The sequence below is a fragment of the Streptomyces sp. S3(2020) genome (genome assembly GCF_013044505.1).
Lineage (GTDB): Bacteria > Actinomycetota > Actinomycetes > Streptomycetales > Streptomycetaceae > Streptomyces.
On record NZ_JABERD010000026.1, the window covers coordinates 18,194 to 36,089 of the forward strand.

Here is a 17,896-nt window from a genome sequence, read left to right on the forward strand (position 1 = left end):
TTACACGCTCGTTTGCGCACCCGTGCGCCCTCGCTGACACCCACCCGGGGGACGCCCCCCGCGTGACCTTGCGCCGCTTCGACCGCCGCAGCCCTGGCCAGGAGTGACTTCGCGGGCAGCAAGGTGACCCCACTGACTGACGTGTGGCGGCCGAGAGCCGAGGGGCTGGACCGCGGCCAGCGCAAGATCTCCTGCTTTGGGTGGTGAGGCCGCGCCGCTCCACCAGGAGTGGGTTTCGGCCAGACACATCGCTGCCCAAGCGTCGATGGCTCAGATCATCTACTGGCTCGGCAAGCCGCTGCCTATCATCGTCGTCAAGTGTCCAAAGGTGCGGGGGAGTCGGTCATGGATCCAGAGTCGCTGGCGCAGACCGCCGCGATCACCGTCGTCGGACTGATGGCCACCGACGCATGGCAGCGGACACGCGACGGCGTGGTGGCCCTATGGCGTCGGGTACGCCCTGTGCAAGCTGACGAGATTGGCACAGCGCTGGAGGAGACACGCGAGGAGATCCTCGCGGCGCAGCAGGAGGGCGATACCGAAGGCACCCAGGACCTTGAGCGGGACTGGCGTCGCAGGCTGAGGCGCCTTCTTGCCGCCGATCCGTCCATCGCTCAGGACCTTGAGGACGTCCTGGCCGAGGCCAGGGCGTCCCTGCCGGAAGGTGAACGGCCTCCCGTTCCCGCAGTACAGATGCACGCTCACGCGTCCGGGCACGCGCGCATCTACCAGGCCGGCCGGGACCAGCACATCATCGAGCGATGACCGGCTACCCGGACGCTCCGCACGGGAGCCACGTCCTGCGGGCTGCCACCGACGGGCACAGCCAGGTGTACCAAGCCGGCGGCAACCAGATCATCGTGGACTACTCCGTCCGGCAGTCCGAACCACCCTTTCCCGGGCTCGGGTTGGAATGGGCGAGCCCCGAGTCGGTACGCACTCCCCTGGTCGCTCCGATGAGTTCACCGCTGCGGGACAGGCTCGAAGTACGAGAGGCGCTCCTCAAGGCGATCGCTGACCCGGCGACCGCGGAGAACGGCCTGCACGTCGTCCATGGCATGGCGGGCAGCGGAAAGACCGCGTTGTCCCAGACGGTGTTCGACGAAGCCGTCGTCCGCCATGGAGTCGTGGGGTTGTGGGTCAACGCCTCCGATCGCTCGTCGTTCCGGTCCGGGATGCTGGCGGTGGCCCACGACCGGGGTGCCTCGCAGCAGGAAGTCGATGCCGCGCGCGAGGGCCGCCGCGCGGACGCGGATTTCGTCTGGCACTACCTGCACAGCTCGCCCGAGCCCTGGTTGCTCGTCCTGGACAACGCGGACGATCCGTCCGTCTTCGGCCACGGTGCCTGGCTACGGTCGAGCAGCCGCGGCATCGTACTGATCACTACCCGGCTCCGGGACGCCGCCGTTTGGCGCCGGGCCGCCAGGCATCGACTCGACGTTCTCGACGTTTCCTACGCCGTCGACGTACTCCGGGACCTCGTGGTCAGCACGGAGGACACCGCCAAGCTGGAACTGCTGGCGCGACGAGTGGGCGGCCACCCGCTGGCGCTCTCGCTCGCCGGCAACTACCTCGGCCGACAACTCCTGGAGCCGGTCCCAGTGGACGAATACCTGAAGCGCCTCGACGCCGACCCGTCGCTGCTCGATCGCGGTGCGGAACCCGGAGAACAGGAACTGCGACGGTTGATCAGCTCCACGTGGCAGATCTCCCTGGACACCCTGACCGAGCAGGGCATTCCCGAGGCAACGACGTTGCTCAGGCTGCTGTCGTGCTTCGGTGCGGCGCCCCTGCCCGTCGGGGTGCTCTCGCCGACCGGTCTGGAGGACACCGGGCTGCCGCACGCTGTCCCACCGCTCACCGGCGAACGCGCCAACGTCGCGCTCGAAGGACTGGAAACACACACCCTCGTCTCGCTCATCAAGGCCGATGGCGGGACCGAGCGCGCCGCCGTACCCAGCGTCCAGGCTCACCCGCTGCTCCTGGAGACGGTCGCGTCGCGCATTCCGGTCGACCAGCGCGCACTGCTGCTGGAGTCCGCCGCCGCTCTGCTGCAACGGCTCCTGTCGACGGGCTCGGGCCGATACGTCGATCCCCACACCCTGCGCCTTTTCACGCCCCACGCCTCCGCCTTGCTGAAGCACGCCGCCGCACATCGTGCGGACGCGGCAACCGCGTCGGCCCTGGCCGTCGTCCGCGACCTGCGCGACCAGTCGTATGTGCGCGGCGACTACGCCACGACCCGTGCTCTCGCGGACGACGCCGCCCACGTCACCGATGGACAGGAAACTGCGGAAGCCCTGACCGACCGCCACGAGCGTGGCCGGGTACTGACCGCCCTCGGTCAGTTCACCGAGGCCGCCACGGTCCACCGGTCAACGCTGGAGGCGCGGGAGACCCTGCTCGGCGCCGAACACGAGGACACCCTGGACAGCACGCATGCCCTCGGCATCTCTCTGTACGGCCTCGGCCGCTGGGCGGAGGACGAGCGGTTCATGCGCCGCGCCGCGGACGGGCGTGCCCTCGTCCTGGGCACCACGGATCCGGACACGATCGACAGCCGAGGCCGACTGGCCGAGGCCATCGGCCAGCAACAACGCTGGGACGAAGCCCGTCAGTTGGCGGCCGAGAACCTCACCGTGAGCGAGCGGGCCCTCGGTGACGACCACCCGCACACCCTGCTGAGTCGTATTGCCCTCGCCTGGGTGCTCGCCGGCACCGGGGAGTTGGAGGAGTCGGCAGCCCACACCCGCACCACGCTGGAAGGCAGCGAGCGAGTCCTAGGCAAGGACCATCCCCGGACACTCGCCGCGCGACAGCGCCTGGCGGACGTCCTGTCCCGTCTCGGTCGGTGGGCGCAGGCTCTGGAGGCCGCACAGGCGGTACGTGCCGTCCGACAACAGGTTCTCGGACCGGAGCACCCGCACACGCTCTCGATCGAGATCGTCCTGACCCGCATCCTGCGGAGCACCGAACGCATCGCAGAGGCACAGGAGTTGGCGGCACGCACGCTCGAATCGTGCGTCCGCGTTCTAGGTGATGATCATCCGGATACGCTGGCGTGTCGTACGGAGTACGAGGCAGCGCTCGCAGCCTCCGCGGGAACACCCTTCGCTCGCAGCAGAGTAGTTGACCAGGAGGACGGAAAACCGTGACCGAGCCGATACGCGTGTGGCGCAAGAGCAGCTACAGCGGTGCGGACAACGGGTGCGTGGAACTACTCACCCCCCCCCGCTGCACAGAGCCCCCATTCGCGACTCGAAGTTGCCCCACGGCCCGGTGATCGACTTCTCGGACCTCTCATGGACGCCCTTCGTCGAAGCTGTACAGCAAGGTGAACTGCGTGGATCATGACTACTGGCAGGCTGATGAGAACTGGTCGTTCACGGCGCCGGACGCGATATCAGTCCCGGCGGTAGCGCGATGAGCGATACGTCCAAACCGTCGCCGCTGCATCCCGCCGCTGCCGATGTCTCTCTTCGGGATCACGCCCGCTTGGCCAGCGCCGCCCGGGATCAGTACAACGTGGAGATCGGGCAGTACGTCGTCCACCGCGATGCGAGTCCGGGTCCCGCCGCATCCGACCGGTCGGGGCCGGACTCGGTACGCATGCCGCTCGCCGTGCGGTCCCCCTCCCCCGTCCGGGACCGTCACGAGATTCGCCGTGACGTACTGCACGCCATCGGACATCCCGGCGTCTCACACTCGAAGTTCGTCCTCTACGGCACCGCGGGAAGCGGAAAGACCGTCCTCGCCGAGGACCTCTTCCACGAGGTCGTAGCGCGGGGCGTGGTGGGACTGTGGGTGAACGCGGCCACCGAGGTCGCGTTCCGGGCCGGCATGCTGGCGGTCGCTCTCGACCGTGGCGCCGATCCGGGTCAGGTGGAGGCGGCGCGGGTCGGGCGACGTCCCGCCGCCGATCTCGTCTGGCAGTGCCTGGATGCCGCCGCCGAACCGTGGCTGCTCGTCCTGGACAACGCCGACGACCCGAGCGTGTTCGGCGACGGCGGCTGGCTGCGCGGCTCTCGGCGCGGCACCGTACTCGTCACCACGAGGCACGGCAGCGCACCCCTATGGCGGGACGCCGACCGCCGCCGCCTCGACGTCCTCGGCCTGGACGACGCCGTATGCGTCCTGCGTGACCTCAACGTGACCGGCTACGACCAGGCCGCGTTGGAGAGACTCGCGAACGGCCTCGGCTGCCATCCCCTCGCACTCACCCTCGCCGGCGCCTACCTCGGCCAGCGGCGGCTCGATCCCGTCACCGTGGACGAGTTCCTCCGCCGTCTACGCGAGGACCCGAGCGGCATCCTGGACGAAGCCGCCGACCCGGACGAGCGCGACCTGCGTCGGCTGATTAGCTCCACATGGCAGATCTCGCTGGACGCGCTGGCCGACCGGGGCGTTCCCGAGGCGACACCGCTGATGTGGCTGCTGTCCTGCTACGCGCCCGACCCTCTGCCCATCGGCCTGCTCCACGCCCACCGGCTCGGGCTCACCACCCTCGCCCAGGCCGAACCGCCACTGCCTACGCGGAAGGCGGACGCTGCCCTGCGGGGCCTGATGTCGCAGTCCATGGTGGCGGACCTCGACATTCCTGGAGACGTCGGCCTGCCCACTGTCCCCTGCCTCCAGGCCCACGCCCTCCTTCTGGACACCGTGGCCGCCCGCATCCCCCTCGACCAGCGCGAGGGCATCCTGGCCGCCGCCACCCAACTGCTGGACCACCTGCTACACGAGGGCGAAGCCGAGGGCACCTGCCTCGACGCCCAGACCCTGCGGCTGTTCACGCCGCACGCGCTGGCACTGCTACGCCGCACTGTTGCCGCCCGCTCGGCCGCCGTACCGAAGGCCCTCGGCCTTGTCCGCTACCTCCGCGACCAGAGCCGCGCACGCGGCGACTACACGTCGACACACCTTCTCGCGGAGTCCGCCGTGCACGTCCCACCGTCCGTGTCCGCTGCCACGGAGGCCGAATTGCTCGACGACCGATACGAACTCGCCTGTTCTCTTGCCGACTTGGGACGCTACGCCGAGTCCGTCGAGATCCACCGCGAAGTCCTGCGCGCCCGCGAAACACAGCTCGGCGCCGACCACGTCCAGACGCTCGACAGCGCCCACGCGCTGGGCCTGGCCCTGTACGGGCTGGGCGAGTGGGCCGAGGACGAGCTGCACCTGCGCCGCGCCGTCGAGGGCCGCAGGCGGGTCCTCGGCCCCGAAGACGCCGCCACGATCATGAGCACCGCCTGCCTGGCCGAAGCCATCGGCGAGCAGCAGCGCTGGGACGAGGCCGAGGCACTGGCCCGCACCAACGTGGCCACCAGCGAAGCAGCACACGGCCCCACCAGCCCGTACACGCTCGCCGCACGCCACACATTGGCCTGGGCGCTGTATCGGCTGGGCCGTCTCGACGAGGCCGAGGCCCTTGCTTCCGCCACGCTCGCGGAGCGGGAACGCGCCCTCGGCTCCGAGCACCCGCGCACTCTCGTCATCCGGGATCTGCTCGCCGGCATCCTGTGCGCCCAGGAGCGCTGGACGGAGGCGGAAGCCGCAGCGCGCTCGGTCCTCACCGCCCGTGAAGAGGTGCTCGGCGCTGAGCACCCGCACACCCTGGCCATGCGCACCGGGCTGATCCGTATTCTCACCGGCGCCGGCGACATCACAGCGGCACAACCGCTCGCCGTACTGAATCTCGAAGCGTGCATCCGGGTCCTCGGAGAGGCACACCCCGACACACTCGACTGCCAACAGGCTCACCTTGACGCCTTCGGGTCAAACCTCCACGCTGACGAAGCGCCCCGGACTGGACATGACAAGGATGTACAGCGTTGACGGACACCGCACCGACCCGCATATGGATCAAGAGCAGCTACAGCGGGCACGACAACAACTGCATGGAATTCCTCACCCCCCCCCCCGCTGGGTAAAGCCGTAGTCCGCGACTCAAAAGATCCGCAGCAACGGGTAATCGTCTTCCGCGCCACTTCGTGGGCCCCGTTCATCCGCGCCTGGCGCGCAGGCAATCTGACGATGGAGGAGGCTGCTTAGGGGGAAGGTCACTTCCCGTACGCCCGCTTCCAACGTGCCCGGTGCCGGGAGTCGCCCTGCCCACGGCCGTTCACCTCACTCAGGGACAGCAGCGAGGCCCCGTTGTTCCACAGTCCCCGGTGATCCCGGTGCACGGCGAGAATTCCGTTCTGCACCGCGAACTTCTGGGAAGGGCCGCTGAACCGCGTGGTCGTGACGAACACGGCCAGGTCAGCCCCGCAGTGCACCTTGGCGCCGAGCAGATCACGCAGTTCACGGCTCGCGATCGTGCTGGTCGGTGTATAGCGCTTGCACTGGATGACGAGGGTCCTGCCGTCCGGAAGTCGGCCGACGACGTCGGCGCCGTTGTCGTTGGCGCCGCCCACACGCCGTACGTCGGTACATCCGTCCCGTCGGCACAGGCTTGCGACGAGATCCTCGAACTCGGTGCCGGTCATCGCGTCCACGTCGGCAAGTGTCCGGCGACCGGCCTTCACTACCTCTTCCTGCCGCCACAGACGATCCCGCGCACGCACAAGCCGGTCCGTACGCCACAGCCACCATCCGACCGCCGCGACGGCGCCGAGACTCACAGCCCCCGTGACGTACGGCCACACGACCGACCAGAAGACCACGAGCAGGACCAGTACCAGGCCACCGCCGACCACCACCGACTTCAGCCGCGTCGCCCGTCGCCTGCGAGCTGCCGCACCCCGCCCGCGCCTCGTCACCGTCGATGTCCTCCCCCACAGGTCCGTGTCCCGCAGTGTGGGCCGACCGAGGCAGTACGAGAAGGGCGCGAGTCGGCCATGGCCGGATCGGATGACCAGGAGGGACATGGACGTCACCTCGGACGTCAACGCCGACGGTCTCCGCAGCTCTTTCCAGTGGTCACAGAGCTGATCGACTCCGCAGATCCGGAATGGGCGGCAACACTCGCGCTGTGGCTGACAACACAGACGTGCCAGGTGAAGCTGGCCCTTCTCTGCAGAGTGACCCCAGACCAGGAGGAAGGGCTGCCACCCGCACCGGCCGCTTACGGCTCCAGTTCTGGCGCTGGGTACTCGCGCCTCGAACGACGTGGCTGGCCCGCCGCCTGGCAGCTGATTTCGGGCCGGGCATGGATGCCCACACCGCCTGGGTGATGGCACGAATGGCGCGGCACCCGGACGAGTTCCCCTATGCGATGCAACACCTGAACGGTGACGAAGACGCCATCTGATCCCGGTGCGAGAGCTCGTCGCCCATGCGGCCCTGACGCCACCATGGAACCATCGCTGACCAGGGAAAACACAAGTATCTCTGGTTGCAGTTCTGGTTGCATTCGCCTCCGTTCAGCAGCGTCCGAAACCTCCGCCACTACCCACTCCACGGCAGGTCAGGACACCCCCGAGCATCCCCGACCCCCCGGACGAACATTTGGAAAGCGTGTTGGGCCCATTCATGAGATCGAACCTCATATCGGCCAGTGATCGGCTCCAGATCGATTGATACCGGACGCCACTGACAACAGCGACACCGCCCGCGACCGGTCCCTGCCCGACCAGCTCATGTCCTACGCACCGGTGTAGACGAAACGCACAGGTTCAATGAGAACAGCTGCGGCGGTCTCCAAGTCGGCCAGCCGGGCCGACAGCGTCGCCTCCGCCAGGCGCGGCGGCAGCGCGTCCCCGAACTTCAACCCCCGCACCGCTCGTTCGTCGGCAGCGGGAAGGCAGAGTCGATCGGGGGCATCGCTCAGGGCTTCTTTCCACACTGGTGGGGTGAGGTTTTCCCGTAGACGGATCCAGTGATCATTGATCCGCTGGGCCGGCACCGCTACCCCCTCCAGCGTGGCGGACAGAGTGGCGTTCGCCCGGTGGCCTGCCCAGGTCCACCAACGCAGTTGTCCTCCGTCCCCCCGCACGATCAGCGTGCCGCCCGGGTGTACCTTCTCCAGGAAGACGTCGCGTGCCTCCTTGAGTGAAGTGATGGCGCGTTGGGTCAGGGCAACGGGCGGATCCGCCCCCAGCAGTACCTCGCGCACGGCTCGGGTGATCTCGAAGGAGGCGCCCTGGCCGAATCCCGTGCCGCTCCACTTCGCCTTGCCTCCGCCGTCGACCGGTTCGACGAAGCAGCGCTTACGTCGCCAGTCGATGTAGGTGACCTGCCAGTTTCGGCCAGCGAGAAGGAGGCGGCGGGGGCCGATGACCTGCTCGGTGAGCAGGGCGGGATCGGTACGGCCGATCTCGGTGCGGCCCTGGAGGACAGTGAACTGCGGGGGTGCGGTGAAGACGGCGGTGAGGTTCATGAAGTGGCGGTGGCCGAAGCGTCGTTCGGCTTCGGGACCGATGAACAGCATGCCGCCGTCCTGGTCCAGGTATCCCTGCTCGACCAGATGCCGGACGATCGGTTCCGCCGACCCGCCGAACGGTCCCAGGCCGTTCCACCACTCCTGCCAGAGCCGGTCTCCGACACGGTGTTCCTGAAGGCAGAGGGCGAGCAACTGCTGGGCGACGATGTGCCGTGGCTCAGGCGGTGCGGTCACCGGTTCCACCCAGCCTCGCGACCATTGCAGAAGCAGTCCCGCGGCGGCCAGGAGCCCACCTTGGTCGAGGGCGAGGAAGAGGCAGTTGCGGGTTGTTCCCGCGCGGCGCCCGGTGCGCCCCAAGCGTTGGAGGAAGGAGGCGACGGAAGCGGGCGCGTCGATCTGGATGACCCGGTCGAGGTCTCCGACGTCGATGCCCAGTTCCAAGGTGCTTGTGGAGATGATGACGCAGTCGCGTGCTTCGGCGAAGGCAGTCTCCGCGCGTCTGCGTTCATCGAGGGACAGTGAGGCGTGCGACAGGAAGGTGGTCACGCCCTTGGCGCGCAGTTTGGCGCCCAGTTCTTCGACGAGACGTCGTGACTCGCAGAAGACAAGACGCTTCTCGCCTCGGTGGAGGGCACTGATGACCGTGGCCGCGTTGTCGAGCGAGCCGACGTAGTCGAGCTGGATGTCACCGGGCGGCACGGAGGTCGGCGCGGTTTGCTGCGCGGGCTGCGCCTCGGTCAGGTGAGGCGCTACCACGCGGCCGGGGCGTTTTCCGGCACCCGAACCCTGGAGCCAGGTGAGCAATCCTTCGGGGTTGCCCACGGTCGCGGAGAGGCCGACGCGCTGTACGGAGCGGCCCACGACTCGTTGGAGGCGTTCCATAACTGCCAGCAGGTGCCAGCCGCGGTCGTCGGCGGCGAAGGCGTGGACCTCGTCGACCACCACGGTGCGCAGCCCGGAGAAGAAGGAGGCGTGGTCGACGTTGACGCTGACCAGCATGGCTTCCAGCGACTCGGGAGTGGTGAGCAGTACGTCGGGCCTGGCCGCAAGGATGCGCCGTCTGGTACCGGCCGGTGTGTCACCGTGCCAGAGAGCCGCCGTCCGGCCGAGCCAAGCGGTGTACGTCTCCAGCCGCGGCAGCAGGTTGTTCAGCAGTGCCTTGAGCGGGCACACGTACAGCACCGACGTGCCGGACCAGCCCTGGGCGTGCATCCGGGACAGCAGCGGGAAACAGGCTGCTTCCGTCTTCCCGCCCGCCGTCGGTGCCAGCAGCAGGGCGTCCTCACCCGCGGTCAGCGGCGCGACAGCGGCCTCCTGGAGCGGGCGCAGTCCCTTCCAGCCCAGGGTGTTCACGATGTGGTGGACGAGCGCCGGTTCCAGGGCGTCAGCTGCGCTCATGGCAGTTCCAGCTCGACGGCGTCCGCCCGGTCAGCGGCTGCGTTGCGTTCGATGTCGGTGAGTTCACCGGACGAGACGGTGAGCTGGTAGTGCTCACGCGGGTCGAAGTCCGCGAACTCGTCGACGCGGTCGAGGACGTCGGCGACGAGCTTGCGGAGAAAGACCCGGGGGGCGATCCCGACATTGCCACCCAGTCCTCCGGTGACGGCGGTGGCCAATTCACTGACGTAGGCGTCGTCGACCCGCGCGGCGACCCGGTCGGGATGGTGTGCCGCTCCCCGGTAGAGGTCGCGCGTCTTCCGGCCGAGTTCAACCAGGCGCGGCAGGTCGAAGCCGGGCAGTCGCAGCTGGACAGCCCTGGGTGAATCGAAGCGGGCGTCGGTCGTGAAGTCGGTGGCAAGCCTCTGGGCCAGGGGCGGGAGCCGCTGGACGCCTTGCTGCCCGTCGTAGAACGCGGGGGTTCCCGTGATGACGAGGAAGAGTCCGGGGAAGCGTCCGGCGTCGATCTCGTCCAGGAGCTGGCGCAGCGCGTTGAGCCCCTTCTCCCGGACGTCACCACGGACGCGTTGCAGGGTCTCCGTCTCGTCGAGCACGAGGAGCAGTCCGGGATGACCACAGTCGCGCAGCACGGTCAGCAGTCCCTGGAGGAACCCGAGCGCGGCGAAGTGGTCCAGGTCTCCGCGCACACCGGCGGCCCGGCGTGCGGAGGCGGCCACGGACTTCTGGCCGCCGAGCCAGGCGATCAGGGCTTCCGCGGTCGCGCCGTCCCCGGCTACGACGGCCTGACGATAGCCGCGCAGGGCGGCGGCGAACGCGGGTGTGGTGCGGGCGACGTCGGCGAGCCGACGCTCCATCAGGGCGTCCACGGCCGCGGCGAGGGCTTCCTCGTCGTCCTCGTCGATCTCCGAGCCGTCGAGGACCTCCTCCTCCAGGGTGTAGAACCACGAGTCGACAACGGCGCGCAACGCGCTGGGCTGGTGAGTCCCGGTGGCGAGGCGTTCAGTGAGCCTGCGGTAGACGGTCTCCAGCCGGTGCAGCGGCGTCTCGGTTTCGGAGATCTGCACTTCCGAGGTGGCGAGTCCAGCGCGCTTGGCCCGCTCGGCCAGCCACCGGGCGAAGAAGGTCTTGCCGGAGCCGTAGTCGCCACGCACAGCGTGGAAGGCCGCGCCACCGCGCGTGACGGTGGCCAGATCGTCGTCCAGGGCGGCTTCGAACCGGTCCAGTCCCACCGCGAACAGGTCGAGGCCGGACTGCGGGACGGTGCCACGGCGCAGGGCGTCGATGACCTCGCGGCGGCGGACCGCGCTCACGGAGGCGGAGTCGGTCATGCCGTCTCCTCCTGCTTCCCGCCCTCGGCCATGTCTCCGTTCTCCCCGTCCTTCTGCTTCGGCAGGAACTGCTCGCGCAGGAGGGGCACGTCGAGTTTCACGGCGTGCCCACCGTCGATGAACCCCAGGACGGGGTAGCCCTCGACGTTGAGCAGCCGTTGCACCGTCGCGATGAACCCCTCGATGTTGCGGCGGACCCGTCCGGTCGCGGAGATCGCCGCGGCGAGCGCGGCCGGGGACATGGTCCCGCCCGCGCTGACGAGTGCGTCGATGACCGCGGACACCACGTTCGCCTCGGGCGCCTTGCGGACGTACTCCTTCTGTGCCGAGTACACCTCGCTGGTAACCACCGTCGCTCCCAGCGACCCGGCGGCCCGGCGGCCGGCCTCCGGTCCTGTGGACGGCCGCGCCTCGGTGGCAAGTGCGTCCTGCGAGTGCGACGCCGGTTGCGCGGGCCGCTCGTGGGCGACAGGTAGCGCCTGGCCGGTCGCCACGGCAGCAGAGGCCGCAGCGGCACCGGCAGCAGGTGTCCGCCACCATCCCGGCGTCGACAGCTCGCGCGGCAGCGGTACCCAGTCCTTCGGGGCCTCCTCCCCGGCCGGGAGCAGGACGAGTACCGGGACGGTGACCTCGGCCAGCGACGCGCCACCGTGATACCCGGCTCGACGTCCGGTGTAGCGGATGTCCTCACGCCACGGCAGGATCACCGCCCCCGAACCTTCCCGCACGCGCCGGCCGTGGACGGCGACCTCCCCCTCGCCCGCCGAGCCACCGGTGCGCCAGCGGGCCGCCTCCGCACCGTCGGCCTCGACCGTCGGGGTGTCGTCGCGGCTGCCGCGCTCCAGGACGTGTCCGTGGTCGGAGACGATGACGACGGGACGGCCGTAGCTGCGGGCGGCGGCAAGCAGTTCGCGCAGATGGGTGACATCGGTGAGAGACCAGGTGGTGCCGCGGCCCTGCCGGCCGTTGTCCAGGGCGTCGTCGATGGTGTTGAGGACCACGCCCACCACCGCGTCCGAGGCGAGCGTGATCAGAAGTTCGTGGGAGAGGGCGTGGCCCGCTTCGCCACCGATGGCGGCCTTGTGGAAGAGGACTGCCGCCTTGCGTCGCCGCTTCCACAGGGCGTTGAAGCCCGCGGTCTCGGCGGACTGGCCTCCTTCGGTCGCCTCGCCGGCCAGCAGCGATGCGCGGCTGACCCTGGTGATCGAGGGCAGCATGGAAACGGCCGCGAAGCGTGCCGGGGCCTCTCCCGTCTCCGGGCGGGGCACGATCTCGCGCCAGCCGTCGCGTTCGGCTTCCTCGCCGAGCTGGGCGGCTACGGCACTGCTCATGCCGTCGAGGACGAGGAAGAGCGGTGCGGTCCGGCCCGCCAACGGGCGTACGACGGTGTCCAGCACGTTCTCGATGACGAGGCAGCCCTCGGGGTGCTCGGCGGTGGCGTGTACGGCCCAGGCGGCGAGCCGCGCGGCGAACTGTTTGTCGAGGCGCTGTCTGCGATCGCGTGCCTGCTCGTACAGGGCGTTCAGGTCACGGCCGGTTTCCAGGTCACCGTCGGGGTCGCCCGCCCACAACACGGTGAGCGCGCGGTCGGCCCAGCCCCAGTCGGAGACATGGGCTCGTACCCCGGCGGCCACGGTGGGGACGGTGGGTTCGGGGCCGCTGAGCCAGCGTGCGACCCGCACGGCCGTCTCGGCGGCCTGGATGTGGTCCGGGCGCAGGGCGGCCAGGCTGTGTCCGAGCAGGTCGTCCAGCGCGGCCTCGCCCGCAGCCGGGGAGACGCGGGCGTCCGCGACGGTCCTGCGGAGCTGTGCCGTGAAGCTGGACGGGAGGAAGCGGCTTGCGGCGAGCCCCGGGGTGAGGCCGGCCGTGTCGGCCAGTTCGTCGGCCCGTTCGAGTACGGCGACGACCCTCCGACGGGCGTCCTCACTGGTCCGGGCGTCGGCGATCCAGCGGGTGAGGGTTCCCTCCACGGCGTCGGTGAACGCGGCGAGTTCCGACCGGCGGGGCATGACCTGCCCGAACAGGCCGCCGAGCGCGAGTACCGTGTCGGGTTCGACGGACGGGTCCCGCAGTACCGCGCCGAGCAGGCCGAGCGCCAGGGCATCGTGCCCGAGCCCGGTCTCGGCGAGGGACAGGAGAACGGGGACGGCGGGCCCGGCGACTTCCGCAAGCCACTTCTTCAGCTCGGTCCGCTCGGTGGCGCCCAGTTCGGCGAACCGCCGGGGGCCGGCGGGAGTGCGCGACCAGGCGAGGAGTGTGTCGGCGTCGAGCGTTGCCTGCCCGTCCTGGCCGCTGGAGCCGCCCGCCGTGCGCAGCCCGAGCCGTTCGACGGTCAGCGCGCGTAGTGCCGCGTCCCGGGTCAGCACACCGCCGACCCGGGGCCAGCCGCTGTCAGCGGGCTCGGCTTCGACAAGGGCGTCCAGAAGCCATCGCTCGCGGTACATGCGCGGGTCCAAGGCAGTGGCGCCAAAACGCTGGAGGACGACCTCGGCGTTCTCGACGGTCAGGGTCTTGCGCCGTACGGCCCTGCCGCGCACGTCCCAGCCGAGCTGCTCGTCGTCGACGCCCGTCGTGACCACTAGTACGTCGGCAGAGGAGGCGGAGGCAGAGGCCGTGCTCCGGTGCTCGTGCAGGGCGGTGAGGACACCGAGGACGGAGGCTTCGTCCCGTACCTGGACGCGGCGCGCCTCGCCGTGCAGGGTGACGGTGAACCGCATCGGGGCGCCGGGCGCGTACTGACCGTGGACGAGCACGAGGGTGCGCTCGCGCAGCGCCTCGGCGTTCGCGGCGAGCAGGGCCTCGACGGTACGGCGGCCCACCCGGGGCAGGGCCGGGGGCATCAGTCGGTGTCCCCGTCGCCCGGTTCCGTGGCGGGTCCGTTCGAGCCCTCGGACTCGGTGACTGGGTGCCAGGAGACCTTGATACGGGTGCCGGGATGGGCCGCGATATAGGCGCGGATCTCCGTGCCGAGCTCGGCGACCGTGCTGGCCAGCGACGTCTCCAGATGGGTGGGCTCGATGAGGTGGACGGCACGCGGGCGGGCGTTCTGCGCGTCGCCCCCGTTCCGGGTGGTGTCGTCGGGCTCCGACGCGGAAGGCTGCGTGGGGGTGGTGGGCGTCGCGGGGGCAGGGGGACCACCGGGGGGGGGGAAGCGGATGTCCTCGGCGGTCGGCTGGGGCGTGACCGGCGGAGCGGTCGGCTGGGCGGGCTGCGCTCCCTGAGTGAGACGGGTGGCTTCCCGCATCAGCGCCATGACGGTGTCGGGGAGCCGGTCCAGAACGGGCACGAGCGAAACGGCCTGCTCGTGCTCACGGGCGGTGCGGTGCACCTCGTCGCGGAACCGGGCCGCCCGTTCGCCGACGCTGTCCTCGCGTCCGGTGAGGTCGCGTACGGTCTCCGCCAGCAGGGACCACTCGGTGCGGCGCAGCGCGGCGGCGACCTCCGGAGCGTACCGGAGGGCCGCGGCGATCTCCTCGTCCGTCACGTCATACGCGGCGGCGGCCAGCTCCCGCACGAACGGGGCCGGTTCGGTGGTGCGCAGCAGCCGGGCGACGAGATCGGCCGCGGCCTTGGTGGACTTCATGCGGGGCGCGTCGGCGCCGTCCGGTCCGGTCAGTCCGAGGTGAGCGGCGTTCTCCGTCAGCAGGGTGCGTGTCTCGCCGAGGGCCACGCGGTGTTCCTCCGCGACCGCGCGCACGCCTTCGGCGAGCCGGGCGACATTGCGGGCGAACAGGACCCGCGAGACGGTCTTGCCGAAGATGGTCCCGGCGCGGCCGAGCGCGGTGTGGAACTCGTCCTCAGTGGGCAACTCGACCGCCCGCAGCCCGTATCCGGAGGCGATCCGTTCCAGCTCCGGGGCCTTGGGCAGGGGCGAGATCTGGTAGACCCACGTACGGTCGTCGAGCAGGGCATACGTGGCGATGATCAGGTTGCTGACATGGCGGTCCAGGCCGGTGTAGCCGAGGTCCTCGATCCAGCGACGGATGTCGTCGACGGACAGGTCCGGACCGGCGTCCGGGGTTTCCGCCGCCTTCTTGTTGATGCGCAGGCGCCAGTCGGTGGTGACGTTCAGCGGCCCGTCGTGGACCTCGCCCAGGCCGAGGGCGTGCACGATCTTGCGGACCATCGGGATCTGCTGGCTGTCGACCACGACGCGCCGGGAGCCATCCTCCATCGCCCTCGTGATCCATTCGAGCGTGGTCTTCAGCTCTCGCGTGGTGATGGCTTTGCGGGTGAGCCGCGGGTCGAAGTCGGGGTGCTTGGGGTGCAGGGCGCCGAGGAGCCCGTCGGCGAGCAGGAAGAGGTTCTCCTCGAAGCCGACCGCCGGTTCGGGTCTGGTACGGGTGAAGCCCGGCTGGAGCGAGATCAGGTGATGCCCCTCGGGCACCTCCGCGCCGGCGGTCCCGGGCTCGGTGCGGGCGATGCCGTAGAGCTGGAGCAGTGCCTCTGTGAGCTGGCTGGTCAGGCTGTCGCGGGACGCCTTGAGCTGGTTGCGGATCTGGACGCGTTCCTCGGCGGGACGGGTCGCCGTGTGGTCGTCGAGCCGGTCGCGCTCCAGCAGATAGTTGATCTTCAGCAGGCGGCCGAGGTTGCGGGCCTTCTGCTCGGACAGGAAGTGCGGCAGCCAGACGATCGTCGGTGCCGTCCTCCCGGCCCGCTTCATCCGCTCCACCCGCTGTACGTCGTCCATCGGTGAGCGGCCGTGGTCGTCGAAGGGGTAGTCGAAGACGAACCGGATGTTGCCCTCGCTCTGCGGCGCGAACTCTGCGTCGGGCAGGTGCGGATCGCGTACGTTGCCGAAGACGAACTCGACGGTGCGCTTGGTGCCACGCCAAACGACCGTCCGCTCGCAGACGAACGCCTGGGCGTCGGAGATGCCGAGCGCCGCCCACAGCTGGTCCTTGATCCACTGACGGCGGTAGCCGTCCTGGTCGGCGACGCCCTGCACCTCTTCCAGCAGCGGCTCCACGTCCAGGTCGGACAGGTGAAGATGGAAGACCGGGTCGGCGGATTCGCCCTCGCTGCGCAACTCGCCGTCGAACCCCTCGGCCTGAAGCTCCTGAAGGCGCTGGACGGCGATGCTCCCAGCGTCCCCCACCCGGGTCCTGATGGTCCCGTGGTTCAGCGCGGCGAGCCGACCGCCGGTAAGCCGGGTCAGGGCGGGCACGTTGGGCGCGAGCGAGGCCAGCAGCAGCGTCTTCACCAGCCGGTCGTCGGTCTGGAAGCGCTTGTCGTCCTCGGAGCCGTACTTGGTCAGCAGGTGGTCGCGGACGCGGCCGTGGAAACGGTGGGCGATCTCCGACTCCTTGCGGAGCTTCGCGGTGAACGCCTCACCGGTCCGCGCGGCGATGACATCCCACAGGTCGCCTATCGGGACGAGCTGGCCGAGCCGCAGGTCGTCGCGCCGCCGACGCAGCAGCTCCTGCACGAGCTTGAGACCGGTCCGCTCGCGCTGGAGAGCCCCGGAGAGGTCGACCAGCACGTTGAGCAGGGCCGGCGAGAGCGGGTACAGGGTGCGGAAGTCGTCCCAGTCGGCCTCGGTGCGCCCCTGCGCGTCGAGCAGCACCTGCCGCACCTCGTCCCGCGACGACTCCACGATCTTGAACGCGTCGTCACGTGCCTGCTCCATGCCCGGACGGGGAGCGAGCACTCGGTGCTTGATGATCTCGACGAGGTTGCTGTCCTCCAGCTCCACGACGTCGATCCGGCCGGCGAGGTAGTCGACCTGCTGCTCCAGGTTCTGTACGTCCGCGCCCGCCACGTCGGAGCCGATCAGCTGGGACAGGTCACGCTGGCGGGAGACGAAGGACACGATCGGCACGGGCCGGCCGCTGTCTGCGGACTCGATCAGCTTGACCAGCCGCTGCACCTGGTCGCGGACGAAGTCCTGGTCGCCCATGTGCGCCTGGAGCCACAGGATCAGCTCGTCGAGGAAGAGGACGACGCCGTCGTAGCCGAGCGACTGGGCGTGCCGGGAGATGACCTTGAGGCCGTTCTCCAACGGGATGAAGGAGCGGGCGTCGCCGCGGGCGGCCTGGGTGTAGGCGGCCATGGGCCCGGTCAGCAGCGCCGACACCAGCCGCTCGCGGTCCTCGCTGCCGGGCGGCGCGGCGAAGGCGCGGTCTAGTTCGGCGGTGCTCCAACCGCCCGCGCCGGACAGGTCCGCGCTGCCGTCGATGCCCGGCAGATCGTCCTCGTCGTCCGCTCCGGACGCCCCGCCTCCGTTAGACGCGGTCGCGTCCGCGCCGGCCCCGAGCCACTGCCGGAACTTGTCGTCGTCACCGAGGAACGTCCGCTGCCGGTCCGCGTCGGCGAGCAGCGCGTCCGCCCGGTAGACGGCAGGGGTCGACTCGTCCGGGTGCAGCTCCCGCACGGTGTGCACGTAGCCGCCGAGCAGCGCCGAGTCGAGGTCGGTCGACCCGACGAGGTGGTAGGGGACCATCAGGAACCGCTTGCGGCCCAGCCAGTCGCCGTGCTCGGCGACGGCCTCCTTCAGCCCCCGCTTGTTCAGGGCCCCCTCATGGCCGTTCAGCACGGCATGCAGCACGGTCAGGAAGTGGCTCTTACCGGCGCCGAACGAACCGTGCAGGTAAGCGGCGTGCGAGTCGCCAGTGCGTACGGCCTTCGCGACGAGGCCGAGCGCCGCACGGAACGCCCTCTGCAACTGCTCGGTGACGACGTACTCCGCCACTCGCTCGTCGGCCTCGTGGAAGCCCTGGGAGAGATCAACCTTGAAATCGCCCGCGTGGACGTCCTCCTTGATGTCGATGACATCGCGGAGGAACAGCTCTGTGGTCGACATCAGGTGATCAATCCCTCACTGTGCTGGCGGCCGGCCGGACAGCGCCCC

Annotated in this window: 10 protein-coding genes; 5 read left to right on the top strand and 5 right to left on the bottom strand. The window is 69.9% G+C overall.

Annotated features, from left to right (window positions below; genetic code table 11):
- Window positions 1-345: 345 nt before the first annotated feature.
- From HLK59_RS11605 to HLK59_RS11620, 5 genes are all read left to right on the top strand, one after another.
- The gene (locus HLK59_RS11605; RefSeq protein ID WP_171141275.1) at window positions 346-765 is read left to right on the top strand and encodes a hypothetical protein; all 420 of its coding nucleotides are present in this window, start codon (window positions 346-348) and stop codon (window positions 763-765) included.
- Window positions 762-3,155 carry a tetratricopeptide repeat protein gene (locus HLK59_RS11610; protein WP_171141276.1) on the top strand — a complete coding sequence of 798 codons (2,394 nt, stop codon included), beginning with the start codon at window positions 762-764 and terminating at the stop codon, window positions 3,153-3,155. Before HLK59_RS11605 ends, HLK59_RS11610 begins: the two co-directional genes overlap by 4 nt.
- Window positions 3,156-3,169: 14 nt before the next feature.
- Window positions 3,170-3,283: a DUF397 domain-containing protein gene (locus HLK59_RS52355; RefSeq protein WP_346779709.1), complete on the top strand. Its 114-nt coding sequence runs from the start codon at window positions 3,170-3,172 to the stop codon at window positions 3,281-3,283.
- The gene (locus HLK59_RS52360) at window positions 3,280-3,354 is read left to right on the top strand and encodes a hypothetical protein (protein WP_346779710.1); all 75 of its coding nucleotides are present in this window, start codon (window positions 3,280-3,282) and stop codon (window positions 3,352-3,354) included. The genes HLK59_RS52355 and HLK59_RS52360 overlap by 4 nt, the downstream gene beginning before the upstream one ends.
- Window positions 3,355-3,495: 141 nt before the next feature.
- Entirely contained in the window at window positions 3,496-5,832 is a 2,337-nt protein-coding gene (locus HLK59_RS11620; RefSeq protein ID WP_171141277.1) for a tetratricopeptide repeat protein, read from the top strand.
- A 224-nt stretch (window positions 5,833-6,056) separates the two neighbouring features.
- On the opposite strand, the gene HLK59_RS11635 is transcribed toward HLK59_RS11620, so the two are convergent.
- From HLK59_RS11635 to HLK59_RS11655, 5 genes are all read right to left on the bottom strand, one after another.
- A complete protein-coding gene (locus tag HLK59_RS11635; RefSeq protein WP_240982348.1) occupies window positions 6,057-6,866 on the bottom strand; it encodes a restriction endonuclease in 810 nt (269 codons plus the stop codon).
- Between the two features lie 716 nt (window positions 6,867-7,582).
- Window positions 7,583-9,718, bottom strand: a complete 2,136-nt coding sequence (locus HLK59_RS11640) for a DEAD/DEAH box helicase (RefSeq protein ID WP_171141279.1) — start codon at window positions 9,716-9,718, stop codon at window positions 7,583-7,585.
- The gene (gene brxD, locus HLK59_RS11645) at window positions 9,715-11,046 is read right to left on the bottom strand and encodes a BREX system ATP-binding protein BrxD (RefSeq protein ID WP_171141280.1); all 1,332 of its coding nucleotides are present in this window, start codon (window positions 11,044-11,046) and stop codon (window positions 9,715-9,717) included. The genes HLK59_RS11640 and brxD overlap by 4 nt, the downstream gene beginning before the upstream one ends.
- Window positions 11,043-13,886: a BREX-2 system phosphatase PglZ gene (gene pglZ, locus HLK59_RS11650; protein WP_171141281.1), complete on the bottom strand. Its 2,844-nt coding sequence runs from the start codon at window positions 13,884-13,886 to the stop codon at window positions 11,043-11,045. The genes brxD and pglZ overlap by 4 nt, the downstream gene beginning before the upstream one ends.
- Window positions 13,886-17,848 carry a PglY protein gene (locus HLK59_RS11655; protein ID WP_171141282.1) on the bottom strand — a complete coding sequence of 1,321 codons (3,963 nt, stop codon included), beginning with the start codon at window positions 17,846-17,848 and terminating at the stop codon, window positions 13,886-13,888. The genes pglZ and HLK59_RS11655 overlap by 1 nt, the downstream gene beginning before the upstream one ends.
- Window positions 17,849-17,896 lie beyond the last annotated feature (48 nt).

Excerpts from the sequence above, each read along its gene's own strand:
- HLK59_RS11605 (WP_171141275.1), top strand. The coding sequence starts at position 346 with ATGGATCCAGAGTCGCTGGCGCAGACCGCCGCGATCACCGTCGTCGGA.
- HLK59_RS11610 (WP_171141276.1), top strand. The coding sequence starts at position 762 with ATGACCGGCTACCCGGACGCTCCGCACGGGAGCCACGTCCTGCGGGCT.
- HLK59_RS11635 (WP_240982348.1), bottom strand. The coding sequence starts at position 6,866 with ATGTCCCTCCTGGTCATCCGATCCGGCCATGGCCGACTCGCGCCCTTC.
- HLK59_RS11640 (WP_171141279.1), bottom strand. The coding sequence starts at position 9,718 with ATGAGCGCAGCTGACGCCCTGGAACCGGCGCTCGTCCACCACATCGTG.
- brxD (WP_171141280.1), bottom strand. The coding sequence starts at position 11,046 with ATGACCGACTCCGCCTCCGTGAGCGCGGTCCGCCGCCGCGAGGTCATC.
- pglZ (WP_171141281.1), bottom strand. The coding sequence starts at position 13,886 with ATGCCCCCGGCCCTGCCCCGGGTGGGCCGCCGTACCGTCGAGGCCCTG.
- HLK59_RS11655 (WP_171141282.1), bottom strand. The coding sequence starts at position 17,848 with ATGTCGACCACAGAGCTGTTCCTCCGCGATGTCATCGACATCAAGGAG.